Source organism: Flavobacterium aestuarii (genome assembly GCF_040049115.1).
Lineage (GTDB): Bacteria > Bacteroidota > Bacteroidia > Flavobacteriales > Flavobacteriaceae > Flavobacterium > Flavobacterium aestuarii.
In genome coordinates this window covers 1-14,059 of record NZ_JBDLZZ010000019.1, presented here as the reverse complement: position 1 = coordinate 14,059, position 14,059 = coordinate 1, and the positions used below count along the sequence as shown (strand labels likewise).

The 14,059-nt window shown below is 36.0% G+C and carries 14 protein-coding genes; 8 read left to right on the top strand and 6 right to left on the bottom strand.

Annotated features, from left to right (window positions below; genetic code table 11):
- Positions 1-335: 335 nt before the first annotated feature.
- The 3 genes from ABEG11_RS16595 (at position 336) to ABEG11_RS16585 (ending at position 3,437) form a co-directional block, all read left to right on the top strand.
- A complete protein-coding gene (locus ABEG11_RS16595; RefSeq protein WP_348825301.1) occupies positions 336-2,366 on the top strand; it encodes a M3 family metallopeptidase in 2,031 nt (676 codons plus the stop codon).
- A gap of 261 nt (positions 2,367-2,627) precedes the next feature.
- The gene (locus ABEG11_RS16590) at positions 2,628-3,023 is read left to right on the top strand and encodes a putative quinol monooxygenase (RefSeq protein WP_348825300.1); all 396 of its coding nucleotides are present in this window, start codon (positions 2,628-2,630) and stop codon (positions 3,021-3,023) included.
- A gap of 78 nt (positions 3,024-3,101) precedes the next feature.
- A complete protein-coding gene (locus ABEG11_RS16585) occupies positions 3,102-3,437 on the top strand; it encodes a tRNA-binding protein (protein WP_348825299.1) in 336 nt (111 codons plus the stop codon).
- A gap of 22 nt (positions 3,438-3,459) precedes the next feature.
- On the opposite strand, the gene ABEG11_RS16580 is transcribed toward ABEG11_RS16585, so the two are convergent.
- From ABEG11_RS16580 to capB, 4 genes are all read right to left on the bottom strand, one after another.
- Entirely contained in the window at positions 3,460-4,281 is an 822-nt protein-coding gene (locus tag ABEG11_RS16580; protein ID WP_348825298.1) for a sulfurtransferase, read from the bottom strand.
- Positions 4,282-4,494: 213 nt separating this feature from the next.
- Positions 4,495-5,040 carry an RBBP9/YdeN family alpha/beta hydrolase gene (locus ABEG11_RS16575; protein ID WP_348825297.1) on the bottom strand — a complete coding sequence of 182 codons (546 nt, stop codon included), beginning with the start codon at positions 5,038-5,040 and terminating at the stop codon, positions 4,495-4,497.
- A 4-nt stretch (positions 5,041-5,044) separates the two neighbouring features.
- Positions 5,045-5,869 carry an alpha/beta hydrolase gene (locus ABEG11_RS16570; RefSeq protein WP_348825296.1) on the bottom strand — a complete coding sequence of 275 codons (825 nt, stop codon included), beginning with the start codon at positions 5,867-5,869 and terminating at the stop codon, positions 5,045-5,047.
- 236 nt (positions 5,870-6,105) lie between these two features.
- On the bottom strand, positions 6,106-7,368 hold the full coding sequence (gene capB / locus ABEG11_RS16565; protein ID WP_348825295.1) for a cysteate-C-fatty acyltransferase: 1,263 nt from the start codon (positions 7,366-7,368) through the stop codon (positions 6,106-6,108).
- A gap of 376 nt (positions 7,369-7,744) precedes the next feature.
- Between capB and ABEG11_RS16560 the strand changes: the two genes are divergently transcribed.
- Together ABEG11_RS16560 and ABEG11_RS16555 are read left to right on the top strand one after the other, a co-directional pair.
- The gene (locus tag ABEG11_RS16560; protein WP_348825294.1) at positions 7,745-8,188 is read left to right on the top strand and encodes a hypothetical protein; all 444 of its coding nucleotides are present in this window, start codon (positions 7,745-7,747) and stop codon (positions 8,186-8,188) included.
- A gap of 349 nt (positions 8,189-8,537) precedes the next feature.
- Positions 8,538-9,332: an NYN domain-containing protein gene (locus ABEG11_RS16555; RefSeq protein ID WP_348825293.1), complete on the top strand. Its 795-nt coding sequence runs from the start codon at positions 8,538-8,540 to the stop codon at positions 9,330-9,332.
- A gap of 2 nt (positions 9,333-9,334) precedes the next feature.
- Here the strand turns inward: ABEG11_RS16555 and ABEG11_RS16550 are convergent, their stop codons facing one another.
- A complete protein-coding gene (locus ABEG11_RS16550) occupies positions 9,335-9,985 on the bottom strand; it encodes a type ISP restriction/modification enzyme (protein ID WP_348825292.1) in 651 nt (216 codons plus the stop codon).
- A gap of 379 nt (positions 9,986-10,364) precedes the next feature.
- Positions 10,365-10,814 (bottom strand): NanQ anomerase/TabA/YiaL family protein, encoded by a 450-nt coding sequence (locus ABEG11_RS16545; protein WP_348825291.1) that lies wholly within the window; start codon positions 10,812-10,814, stop codon positions 10,365-10,367.
- Positions 10,815-10,941: 127 nt separating this feature from the next.
- Between ABEG11_RS16545 and ABEG11_RS16540 the strand changes: the two genes are divergently transcribed.
- The 3 genes from ABEG11_RS16540 to ABEG11_RS16530 all read left to right on the top strand — a co-directional run bounded on the left by ABEG11_RS16540 (position 10,942) and on the right by ABEG11_RS16530 (position 13,726).
- Positions 10,942-11,523, top strand: a complete 582-nt coding sequence (locus tag ABEG11_RS16540; protein WP_348825290.1) for a non-canonical purine NTP diphosphatase — start codon at positions 10,942-10,944, stop codon at positions 11,521-11,523.
- Positions 11,524-11,632: 109 nt separating this feature from the next.
- Positions 11,633-12,583, top strand: a complete 951-nt coding sequence (locus ABEG11_RS16535; protein WP_348825289.1) for a transporter — start codon at positions 11,633-11,635, stop codon at positions 12,581-12,583.
- Positions 12,584-12,607: 24 nt separating this feature from the next.
- On the top strand, positions 12,608-13,726 hold the full coding sequence (locus ABEG11_RS16530; protein ID WP_348825288.1) for a GTP cyclohydrolase: 1,119 nt from the start codon (positions 12,608-12,610) through the stop codon (positions 13,724-13,726).
- Positions 13,727-14,059: the final 333 nt, after the last annotated feature.

The window sequence follows — 14,059 nt, the reverse complement described above, 5'->3', positions numbered from 1 at the left end:
TTATATATCAGCATCAGCCTTGTTTCAATCCTGATTTATTTTTTTAGATTTTGGACTCATGTTTAATAGATTTAGCTCATTTTAACAAATATAAAATTTATTTTGTCTTTATTTTGAAATTTTAAAAATATAGAGACCGTTTTTAAGACATTGAAAATACTGCGTATTATTTGTGATTTTAATATGCGAAATGGTATTTTTTGTTAATTTTATAACTTACTAATTTAAAAATATTTAACATGCGAATTGTTTCTAAGTTATTCTTTTTCAGTTTGTTTTCAATTGTTTTTTTGTCTCCTACGCAAAATATTAATGCTCAAAACAAAGATTCCGAAATGAAAAACCCACTATTGCAAAAAAGTACTTTACAGTATCAGGCCCCAGATTTTAGTATTATTAAGGATGAACACTTCAAGCCCGCTTTTGACTATGGCTTGAAAATTAACCTTCAGGAAATTGAAGCAATTGCTGATAATCCTGCAAAACCAACTTTCCAGAATACAGTTTTGGCACTGGAAACCAGTGGTGTGGTGCTAAGCAGGGCAACTGGTATTTTTTATAATCTGACTGGTTCCAATACTAATCCGACCTTACAGGCTATAGAAACAGAATATGCTCCTATTTTTTCGGCCCATACAGATAAAATTTATTTGAACACTAAATTGTACAATCGTATCAAAGCCATCGACTTAAATAAATTAAAAGGTGAAGACAAAAGATTGACAGAATATTATCTGCAGCAGTTTGAACTGGCTGGTGCTAATTTATCTGATTCTGATAAAGAAAAAATGAAAAAAATCAATGAAGAGCTGGCAACTTTAAGCACACTTTACGGAAATAAATTATTGCTGGCCCGGAAAAATGGTGCTGTATTATTTGACAATGCAGCCGATTTAGATGGATTAAGTGCTGGTGAGATTGAAGCTGCAAAGCAAAAAGCTAAAGAAGCCGGGTACGAAAATAAATATTTAATTGGTTTATTGAATACTACACAGCAGCCTTTGCTGGTAAGCTTGAAAAACCGAGCATCCAGAGAAAAAATATACAAGTCGTCCTGGTATCGTGCCGAAAAAAATGATGAAGGTGATACACGTGAAATAATTGAAAAAACGGCGAGACTGCGTTTGCAGAAAGCCATTTTGATGGGCAAGAAAAGTTTTGCAGAATGGAAGTTACAGGATCAGATGGCAAAAACACCAGAGCCGGCAATGGATCTGCTTGCAAAAATTGCTGCACCCGCCGTTGCTAAAGCCAAAATTGAAGCCAAAGAAATTCAGAATTTGATAGATGCTCAAAATGGTGGTTTCAAACTGGAAGCCTGGGATTGGAATTTTTATGCAGAGCAAGTCCGCAAAGCGAAATACGATTTGGACGAAAGCGAAATTAAGCCTTATTTCGAATTGACCAGTGTGCTGGAAAATGGAGTGTTTTTTGCAGCTAAGCAGATGTATGGAATCACTTTCAAAGAAAGAAAAGATTTTCCGGTGTATAATCCAGATGTAAAAGTCTATGAAGTTTTTGATGATAAAGGGACTTCAATCGCTATTTACTATTTGGATTTTTATACCCGTGATAATAAAAATGGAGGAGCGTGGATGAATAATTTAGTCAGTCAATCACACTATTTAAAACAAAAACCTGTAATTGTAAACGTTTATAATTTCTCTAAACCGGTAGATGGAAACCCATCTTTGATTAGTTTTGATGATGTAACAACGATGTTTCATGAATTTGGACACACACTGCATGGTTTGTTCGCCAATCAGCAATATGTGTCTTTATCGGGGACTTCTGTACCAAGAGATTATGTCGAATTTCCATCTCAAATTAATGAGCATGCAGCTTTAGATCCAATAGTTCTTAAGAATTATGCTATTCACTATCAAACCAAACAGCCGATTCCAAAAGAGTTAATTGATAAAATCAAGAAAGCAGAAACGTTTAATAAAGGTTACGATGTGACCGAAATTCTGGCAGCATCAACCCTAGATATGGCTTGGCATAGTGTAGAGAAAGAATCTGATTTCAAACCTGTTCTGGATTTTGAAAAAGAAGCTCTGGAAAAATACGGACTTCTGGTGAATGAAGTGCCTACACGTTATCATACTCCTTATTTTGCCCACATTTGGGGAGGCGGCTATTCAGCAGGATACTATGCATACACTTGGTCCAAAACACTAGATTACAATGCTTTTGACTGGATGCAGGCCAATGGCGGCATGACTAGAGAAAACTGCGAGCGTTTTAAAAAATACATACTGTCTGTTGGGAATAGTGTGGATTTAAATAAAGCGTTCAAGGAATTCATTGGACATGAAATGCAAATTGAACCTTATCTGAAAAATGCAGGTTTGCTGGAGAAATAATTTGCAGAATTAAAAATGTAAAAATGGCGTTCGAAAGGATGTCATTTTTTTTTGGAGCTATTCCTGCTTTCCGTTGCAATCTTGTATGCCGAACCCCGGCATACAAGGATTTTCACTGCCATCAGGGCTAGGGAATTTGTTTTCATTAGACCATTTGATAATCTCTAAGGATATTTTAAATATATTTGAGGGAATAAAATTCAGCAGACCCTCACATTGCTTCACTCTTTTGAAATACTTTCCATTATAAAATCACATAAAATGAAAAAATATTTAATTTTAGTCTTCATGCTCTTTTCAATTAATAACATCAATGCTCAAAACGATATGATTGTAAGACTGGCAGAAATCGAAATCGATTCAGATTTCATTAAGGAATATATTGAAATTCTAAAAGAAGAAGCCAGTGCCTCAGTACAATTAGAGGCTGGTGTTATTTCTATTTTTCCAATTTTTCCCAAGGACAATCCCACACAAATTAGAATTTTGGAAATATATGCAAATAAGGAAGCATACGAGTCACATTTGAAAACACCCCATTTTCAAAAATATAAAAGTACTACACTTAAAATGGTCAAAACTCTTCGGCTTGCTGATATGTCTGTGATTGATCCAGCAACTATGAATGAAATTTTTTCTAAGCTGAAAGCTGAATAATCAGTCATCAATTTGATTCCGAATTTAGAGAGCAGTTTTTTTAATTCTGTGCAGTAATAAACATTTTTAAAATAAAGTATGAATTTAGAATGGTCAGAATTTGAAAGAGTGGAGATGCGGGTGGGTACCATCCTCGAAGTCAATGATTTTCCCGAAGCCAGAAAACCTGCTTTTCAGCTCACTATTGATTTTGGTACTGAAATTGGAATCCGCAAGACTTCAGCACAAATTACCAAGCGATATACCAAAGAAGTTTTGATAGGAAGGCAAATCGCAGCTGTTGTCAACTTTCCCAAGAAACAAATCGGAAAGTTTATGAGTGAGTGCCTGGTACTTGGAGCAGTAGGCAAGGAGGGAGACGTGGTTTTATTGTCTCCCGATTTCAAAATTGAAAATGGATTGAGGATTGGGTAATTTTATATACTTGTAAAACTGCTTATTTCTCAATTGGCAGATCACTCGGTCCCCATTCTGTCCAGGAACCATCGTAAACCGCTTTTGGATTATCCGAAATCAATTCGCTGGCCAATAAAACGATACAGGCAGTAATGCCAGAACCGCAGGTAAAAAATAAAGGCTGATCGTTGAGATTTAAAATTTCTTTCAATTCAGTTTCAGATTTGTATTTTCCTTCCCGTTGCAGTTCAGTAAAAGGAATGTTTATGGAGCCAGGAATATGGCCGCTTCTCATTCCGGGTCTAGGTTCTTCCTGATGGGCATAAAAGCGGTCAGCTGATCGGGCATCGATCAAAACTGCTTCTTGGGTTGAAATATTTTTGAGAATCTGCTCTTTATTTTTAATCAGTTCAGGCTGCAGATTTGCCTCAAAATCTCCTTTTGGATAATTTATATTCTGGTTTTGATTTTCTGTCGGGAAGCCTTGTTTAATCCATTCGGGAAGACCACCATCTAAAACATAAACTTCAGAATGTCCCATCGCTTTGAACATCCACCAAGCTCTTGGGCTCGAATAAATTCCCAAAGTGTCATAAACGACAATCGTGCTTTTTTTGTTGATGCCTAATTTTTGGCTTTCGGCAGTAAATTGTTCTTCAGAAGGGAAGGTGTTTGGTAAAGGATTGCTGGTGTCGCTAAAATTGTTTTTTATATCAAATAAACGAGCACCTTTGATTTGTAAATCGGGATTCTGATTTACTAAATCAGCTTGATTTTGATCTAATCGTGCTTCTAGTATAATCAGATCTGAATCGTTTGCATGCTCATGAAGCCAGGCTGCAGAAACTATTGGATTTGCCATTTTTAGTGCTTTGTTTTAAAATAAATAGTATTTGATTTTAAATATATAAGTCATGTAAGTATAGAAACTGCTAGTTTGTAATAACAGTGATTAAAAGAAAATATAAGGTAAAAAATCGTTGGAAGTGACTTTGGCTTAAATGAACTTTTGCTTTAACTTGTTTTTAAAATTATATGACTTATATGTTTAGTAATTTATTTGATATTGACAGAATTAAATAATTTTTGTAATTAACTGTTGTAAAAATTCTTGTCCCTCTTCCCAATATCCTAAATCAGAATCAGAGTTAATATGTCCCTGCTGTCCGATATTTATAAAATTGCTTCCCCAATGCGAGGCCAATTCTCTGGCTCTTTCGAGTGTCATGTAAGTGTCATTTTCGGATCCAATGACAAATGAAGGAAATGGAACGGATTGCGTTGGAATGGGTGAAAAATGCCTTAAAAAATCGGGCGTATGGTCTGGCGAATCAACGTCGGCGGGGGCTACGAGCAAAGCACCTATAATATGCGGATTAGTATTCCGGGAAACCCAATGCATAACCAGCGAAACGGCAAGGCTATGAGCAACCAAAATAGTGGGTTCATTTATCTGCTGAATATTTTCATCCAAACGGGAGAGCCATTCCTGCAGCTGAGGTTCATCCCAATTGTCCTGTATAACTTTGGTTGAATTTGGAAATTTTTGCAGCCAAAAACTTTGCCAGTGTTTTTCTCCTGAGTCACCAAGTCCAGGGATTATCAATAAATGTGGAATCATTTTTTTATTTCTTTTTTAAAGCTGTTATTCTTTGAATTTCTTTAACGGCCAATGGAAAAGCAGGTTCTGTCATGTTGTGCCCAAAACCTTGAAGTTCGTACAAAGTGGTTTCTTTGTGTCCTGCAATTTTCATCATTCGCACCATATAGGCATTTTCTTCATATCGCCCCAGCATTTCTAATTCACGGTCGCCGGTAATTAATAATAAAGGAGGTGCATCGGGACGAACGTGATACAGCGGTGCAAACTCATCGATAATTGGCTGCTTTTCGGGAATTCCTCTTTCGTTGCGAATTGCAAAGTGCGTAATGGTCTGTGAGCTTAACGGAATCAATCCAGCTATAGAATTGGCCTCTACGCCATCAGCTTTTAGCCATTTTTTATCCAATCCGACCATTAAGGATAAGTAAGCGCCAGCTGAATGTCCCGAAACTATAATCAAGGATTTATCTCCTCCATAAGATTCAATATTCTGGAATGCCCATGCAACTGCTGCGGCAGCATCTTCGATACATTTTTGCGCTTTTACTTTTGGGGTTAAACGGTAGTTTACCGAAATCACACAAAAGCCTTTGTCCTTAAGTCCTTCCGGAAGTTCTTTGCTCCCTGCAGCTAAACCGCCTCCGTGAAACCAAACTACAGTTGCAAACCCTTTGGTGTTTTTTGGATAATAGATATCGAGAACACAGCGTTCTTTGATGTAAGGATCAGTTTTGGCTACGGCTTCGCTATAGTATGGAATACTGCTAACGATGTTGTATTCTGTTTTCTGAGCCAAAACGAGTGTTGCAGAAAGCAGAAAAAATAGTGATAGAAATATTTTTTTCATTTTATAGTTTATTTTGAAGTTATAAAAGTACAGATTTTTAGTATTACTTCTTATGAAAAAATAAAGCTGAAGCCTAGCCACGATAGCAGTGGAAATCCTTTTGTGCTGGGGTTCAGCACAAGAGATTGAAGCGGATAGCGTGACTGAAGCTGATGAAATGCAGTACTATTCTGCTCCAAAAAAAAATCCATCAGCCTTTCGGCCAATGGATTTTCTATATGCGAAAAAGCGGAATGTTACGCTTCCATATCAACTGTCGTTCTGGAGGCAATTTCTTTGTAAGTCCCGTTTACTAATTTTTCACGGATTGCTTCAAAAGCGGTAAGTGTTTCGTTGATGTCTTCCAAAGTGTGTGATGCAGTAGGAATCATACGCAGTAAAATAATTCCTTTTGGAATTACTGGATACACCACGATTGAAAGGAAAATACCATAGTTTTCTCTTAAATCATTTACCATAATCATCGCTTCTGGAATACTTCCTTCCAGATAAACTGGGGTGATGCAGGTGTTGGTATCACCAATATTGAATCCTTTTTCTTTTAAGCCATTTTGCAGTGCATTTACATTTACCCACAATTTGTCTTTTATTTCAGAGGATTGCCGCAATAATTCCAAACGTTTCAAAGAACCAATTGTCTGTATCATCGGCAATGCTTTGGCAAACATCTGCGAACGAAGGTTGTATTTCAAGTAATCGATAACGTCTTTATCGGCAGCTACAAAGGCACCAATATTTGCCATAGATTTAGCAAACGTAGAGAAATAAACATCGATTCCATCCTGACAGCCTTGCTCTTCGCCGGCACCAGCACCTGTTTTGCCAAGTGTTCCAAAACCGTGTGCATCATCAACCAAAAGGCGGAAATTGTATTTCTTTTTCATCTCTACAATCTCTTTCAGTTTTCCCTGCTGTCCGCGCATTCCAAAAACACCTTCGGTAATGAATAAGATTCCTCCGCCTGTTTCGTTAGCTATTTTGGTAGCACGCTGCAGGTTTTTCTCCATGCTTTCGATATCGTTGTGTTTGTACGTAAAACGTTTGCCGCTGTGCAGACGGACACCGTCAATAATACAGGCGTGACCATCTACATCATACACAATCACATCATTTCTAGTCACTAAAGCATCAATGATCGAAACCATTCCCTGGTAGCCAAAATTCAATAAATAAGCTGATTCTTTCATTACAAAAGCTGCCAATTCCTGCTCCAATTGTTCGTGATAAGCAGTGTGCCCACTCATCATACGTGCTCCCATTGGAGCTGCCGCGCCATAAGCAATAGCTGCTTCAGTATCTGCTTTGCGGACTTCCGGATGATTGGCAAGGCCTAAATAATCATTGATGCTCCAGTTCAAAATGTTCTTTCCCTGAAATTTCATTCTTGGTCCAAGTTCGCCTTCTAATTTTGGAAAAACAAAATAACCTTCTGCCTGTGAAGCCCATTTTCCCAATGGTCCTTTATTGTTTTGAATTCTTTCGAATAAATCTTTTACCATAATATATAATATCTGTACTAGTATTAATTTTAAGAAGTTGCAAAAATAATTATTTATAATGTATTAGCATCTGGAAAGTATATTTATTTTTTTTATCTTAAGCGAAGTCAATGAAGGAGCTGATACCTGCTGTCCATTACAAGCTCTCCTTCATACACCTTTTTTCTATTGTACTGGCAGGAGCTTCCGCTGGTCGCTCTGCCAGTACAAGAAAAAAAAGGTTTATTCCGTCGGGATTTTCCATTTCCATCAGGGCTAGGACTCTGGTTTTGATAATTAACTCTGGAATACAGGCTGTATATTCATTTATTTAAATTATCAAATTTTTATTCTTATTTTCGCTGACCTAAAATAAAGCGGAATGCCAAAACACTTTATGAAACAATTATTATGCTTGTTTACTATACTTTTTTTTAATCAGCTATACTCTCAGATTATTTCTGTGCAAACAATATATAAAAGTATACCCCCGCAAGAGTTTTCTTTGGAAAAAAATGATTTTAGTTTTGATATAAAAGAGGGGACTCTTGTTAAGAAAAACGCTAACGATACTGTTGAAAATAAATATTTTATAGAGTTTAAAAAAGAATTCTATGATGCCAACAATAATTTTTATTTTGCAGAATATAAAACCGATTTTAAAAAACACAATCTGAATAATGGAAACAAAGCAGATGTTGGGCTTTTTACAATTATGTATGATAAAAAAGGAGGCACAATTCTGACGGTTGTTTTAAATTTTTTAGAAGCTGATGGAGCTGCTTTATATCTGACCGAAAAAGGAGAAGAATCACCAAAAGTTAAATCTCTTTTTGAATAAAACAGATTATGACTATCCGTAACTCATGCCAAAATCTAACATATTGAAAATTCCCTTTGCGTAAAATTTGGCTCGCAAAGACGCAGAGACGCAAAGAATAGAGAGAATAAATCTGTAAAAAATATACGGCAATTAATTTATTCTGAGAAATGGTACTAGTCGCGGACAGTCATAAAATAGATTACTGCCGAAAGTCTAAAAAACTGTTGTCAATTTTAAAAAATATTAATTGGGAGTTTAAAACTCTTTGCGTATCTCTGAGTGTTTCTCCGAGCATCTCTGCAAAATAATAACTTTTCTGCATTCCAAATAAACCTGTATATTTGAGTACAATTTCAAAATGCAGAGAATGTCACAAATCACCAAAGAGTTAAAGCTCGCCGTACTTATTGATGCCGATAATGTTCCCTACAGTAATGTAAAAGGAATGATGGAGGAAATAGCTAAATTGGGAACGCCAACCACCAAACGTATTTATGCCGATTGGACTAAACCAAATGCCAATGGATGGAAATCGGTTTTATTGGAACACGCTATTACGCCTATACAGCAATACAGTTATACGGTTGGCAAAAATTCTTCGGATTCAGCATTGATAATTGATGCGATGGATTTGTTATATTCTGGAAAACTGGACGGATTCTGTATTGTTTCCAGTGATAGTGATTTCACCCGGCTGGCTATCCGATTGAGAGAATCGGGTATGAAAGTAATTGGAATTGGTGAGCAAAAAACACCAAAACCGTTCATCAGTGCCTGTGACCGTTTTATTTTTATTGAAGTTCTGGACGGTGCCATCAAAAAGACCCGGAAAACTACTAATGCACAAAAAGCACCAAAACCCGCGGCTGCCGCTGAATCTAAAAAGCCTGCAGCTAAAGAAGTACCGAATAAAATCAATGCCGAAACTATTGAACTTATCGAAGATACGCTCGATGCTATAGGAGATGATGATGGCTGGGCTTTTCTTGGCGATGTTGGAAATTTAATCGTAAAGAAAAAACCCGAATTTGATCCAAGGAACTATGGCTTTTCAAAACTGACACCAATGCTGAAATCCATGACTGATGTTCTGGAAATTGACGAAAGAGAGTCGGATAAAAAAGGAATCAAGCATGTTTTTGTTAGATTGAGATATACTTGATTTTATCCAGAATAAGAATCAATTATTTTAGCAATTCTATCTGTTTCGGATAGTGAAGTAATAAGTTTTTGGTATTCTAAAATTTCTTTAGCATTGAGTTTAAAACCTTTGCGATTCTCCAGCCATTTTTGAGCCAGCTGAGAATTATCCATGCGAAAGTGCCACGCAGCTTCTGGAACATTGTCAAAGTATTGGTTATCGTTGAGGTAAATTTTGCCCAAGCATTCATTTGTACAATTCCTCTCAAATTTTATTTCTGTAACAATATTATCATCTTCAGCAGGAAACGGTATATAGTTATTATCTTCAGATAAATGTATTTTGCGTAATTCGCCGCCTAGCTGCACTAATTTCCAGAATTTAACCTTGTCCTCCATAATCAGAATGCTGGATAAATCTGTTCTTAAATCTTGAAAACTGTTTCTGTATCTGGACGAAAACAGTACTGCATAGAAATAACTGAACAGATCTGTCTGAGTGAAGGTTTCCTTGAATTCGGAACGTAATTCCGGGCTATTGGCAAAACAGACATTGCCTCGGGAATCTTTTTGCTCAATAAAGGCTAGATTCAATTTTGTGGAGGCCATTTCTTTATTTAAGAATGAAAGCCTTTCGGCAGTTTCTAAAAATAGCCCGAAATGAATTGAATTCATAGAATATTGGTATTAAGCCGTATAAGAAATCTTTATTTGATTGGCTGAAGGCATGAAATTTAAAAAGCGCTTCGAACAATCAGCCTTGAATTGCATAAATGAAAAAGAGGACTCTTTTATAAAAAGCCCTCTTTCCCTTTGTAAGTTCTGATTTATCATTATCTAACTTATACGGTACTATAATTCGGTACAGCTGACTATTGAGATACTTTTTCTAATACTTAAATATTTGTGATATTATATCTCAAGTAATTAATCAGAACCACAATCAAATTTACGATTATTATATTTTAAATTATTGAAAATAAGTATTTTAACTCTATTTTAACGTTGTCGTCATAATAATCATTTATTAATAAAAAGAATAATGTTAAAAAGGTTATTTAACCAATACCTTTACTACAATTTTATCCAGATCCTTGTCACTGATCATTGGAGCATGTACATCTTCTGGGAAAAAGATAACAAATTGATTGGCCTGCAATTCAAAATAAGTATCAGGAGCATCGTTAAAAAAACGAACATCTTTTTCGGTATTATAATCACCGTTTGGGACACTGCATTTTGCTCTTGGTTTCCATAAAAAGCCTTCACTTCCGCTGATGCAGAACTGGATATCAATGTTTTCGTCATGACATTCAAAAGTGTCAAGGCTTTTTTCCCTGCTTTTTCCTTCGCCTTTGTATGCAAACATTTTTACGCCTGCTTTTTCATCGATTAAACCATCCAAAGCGTCTTTGTCATCTTGTTTTAAATAATCAAAAGCAATTTTAAATGACGGATGTATCGTTTCGTATCGGGCTGCATTTTCTATATAATCTATTATCATGACTTTTTTGGATTAAATTAAGTGAATGGTAAAAATAATGCAGAATAAGGCTTTAAACAAATAAATGTTTCTTTCATTAGTTGATTACAAAATGTATTTTTGGTTTCTAAAATTTAATTGTGCCATTATGAAAATCGTTTTTGCAACCAACAATAAAAATAAAATCAGGGAAATACAGAGTATGCTGCCTCCAGCTATCGAAATTGTCAGCTTGGAAAGCATTGGCTGTCATGAAGATATTCCCGAAACTGCTGACACTATTGAAGGCAATGCGATCATGAAAGCCAATTATGTAACTCAAAAATATGGTTATGACTGCTTTGCAGATGATACCGGACTCGAAGTAAATGCCTTGAATGGTGAGCCTGGAGTTTTTTCGGCACGATATGCTGGTGAGCAAAAATCGGCGGAGGATAATATGGATAAACTGCTTTTTAATCTGGAACATAAGACTGATAGAAGTGCACAATTCAAGACAGTCATTGCATTAAATTTAAATGGAAAACAGTTTCTTTTCACTGGTATAGCCCAAGGCGAAATCACTAAGGAAAAAACTGGTGATCAAGGTTTTGGTTATGACCCAATTTTCAGGCCAAAGGATTATCAGGAAACATTTGCGCAGCTATCATTAGAAACTAAAAACGCCATAAGCCATAGAGGAAAAGCTACCCAGAAGCTGATTGCTTTTTTGCAAGGCAATTCCAATTAAGCTATCCGTTTTCTTAAGGAATGTTTAAGGTTTTTTTAACCAAATGATTGTTACAATAAAATATAGTACATTTGAAAAGCGTTATAGCTTTTCACATAAAAAAAATAGTATGTCCAGTCTCAAAAAAGTTTTCTTAGCCTCTCTTTTTTTAACTTCAGCAATTCATTATGGCCAGCATACGGATGAAATAAATTCGAATCGGCCTGGAGAATCCATGTCGGCTTTTGCTGTGGGAAAAACAGTAATACAGGTAGAAACCGGAGTGTTTGGAATTACCGAAGATCATGACTTAGCGAGATATAATGCCAATGGATTTGGGATAGATATGGAGCTGAGGTATGGAGCATTTCTGGAAAATCTGGAATTTATTGCAGATATCCAGTATATGAATGAAACCTTCAATTATCCTATGAGTATTGACGAAAGAGCGGATTTTAAGCAGAGTGTCCTTGGCGCAAAATATTTGATATATGACCCAAATAAAGGATATAAAAGGGAAGTAAATCTTTATAGCTGGAAAGCTAATCATAAATTCAACTGGCATCAGCTTATTCCTGCTGTGGCTGTGTTTGCGGGAGCCAATTTTACTGGTGCAGATAATCCATTTTATTTCAGTCCAGATGCCAGTATTTCTCCAAAAGCGGCCTTGATTCTGCAAAACCATTTAGGAGATGGTTCATGGGTTTTTGTGACCAATATTATTTATAATTATGTCGCTACAGATTATCCAAGCCTGAGTTATATTTTGACCTTGACCAAAGGGATCAATAAACACTGGTCGGCTTTTGTTGAAAATCAGGGGATAAAAAGTGATTTTTACAGTGATGCAATCGCTCGTGGCGGAGCAGCTTACCTGATTAATAGAAACCTGCAGGTAGATGCCTCCATAAGTACAAATTTTAAGGATACTCCCTCTATGCTTTATGGAGGCGTGGGCGTATCGTGGCGATATGATGCCCGTTACAAAGAGGTGCGTCTCTTGAGCAAGGAGGAGGAAGCAGCTCGTAAAATGGCTAAAAAAACCAAAACCAAAAAAGGATTTAATAAATCGAAGAAATAAAAATATTATTCCATACAAAATCAAATGATTACCATACACGAAGCTAAAACAAAACGCGAATTAACCGAATTTATAAAGTTCCCTTTTTCTGTATACAAAGGCAATCCCTATTGGGTGCCGCCATTAATTGCTGATGAACTGGAAACGTTCGATAAAACGAAGAATCCTGCATTTAACAGTGCCGAGGCAACCTTTTATGTAGCCCGCAAAAACAATGCTGTTGTGGGGAGAATTGCCGCAATCATTAATTGGGATGAGGTAAACCAGCAGCAGAAAAAGAAAGTCCGTTTCGGCTGGTTTGATGTTATTGATGATATTGAAGTTACAAAAGCACTGCTGGAAAAAGTTTATGAACTAGGACGAAAAAACAATCTGGAGTATGCAGAAGGACCTATGGGATTTTCTAATCTGGATAAAGTGGGTGTTTTGACAGAAGGTTTTGATGAATTAGGAACCATGATTACCTGGTACAATCATCCATATTATGCCAGGCATTTTGAAGAATTAGGATTTGTAACCGAGAAGGAATATGTAGAAAATAAATTTCCATTTGCAAACGCCAAGCCTGAGTTCTTTGAAAAAGTGAATGAACTCGTTAAAAAGAGATACCAGCTAAAGCCAATCAATTTTAAATCGACTAAGGAAGTGATGCCTTATGTAGACAAAATGTTTGATCTTTTTAACGAATCGTACGCAAAATTGTCTTCTTTTGTGGCTATATCTGACGTTCAAAAAGAGTATTTCAAGAATAAATACATCAGTTTTATCAATCCCGAATATATTAAGTATGTAGAGGATAAAGATGGCAATCTTGTAGCGTTTGCTATTGTAATGCCCAGCTTTTCGAGAGCGCTTCAAAAAGCTAATGGCAAATTATTTCCTTTTGGTTTCCTGCATTTATTGAAAGCCAAACGCAGCAGTAAAGATGTTATATTTTATCTTATTGGGGTGCATCCTGAGTATCAGAATAAAGGAGTAACGGCAGTTATCTTTAATGAATATCATAAAACGTTTACTGAGAATGGCATCGAAAATTGTTTCAGAACACCTGAGTTATCTGATAATATAGCGATTCAGCTGATTTGGAAAAATTTTAATCCAGTGATCCATTGCCGAAGAAAAACATTCAGGAAAGAATTGTAAGTTACTATTTATTGGACTCAAATAGAGTTTAATTCGCAAATTTTAAAAAATTAGTCATAGAAATAATTTGCGGATTTGCGGTAATATTTGCAATGAAACTTACAGGCTCCAGTCTGACAGATCGAAATTGTGGACTTTGAGTTCATACTGGTTTATTTCAAATTTCAGTTAAAGATCCATTCGCAGCAAAACGAATGGATTTTTTTATATTTAGCTTTGGTACTATTGTTTATACACTGCTAACAGCTAATTTTTATTTGGATCAGGTGCAAAAGTTGGGGATTAAGCAAAAAGATTTGATAATCTGAAGAGGAAAAAATCTACTTTTCTTAC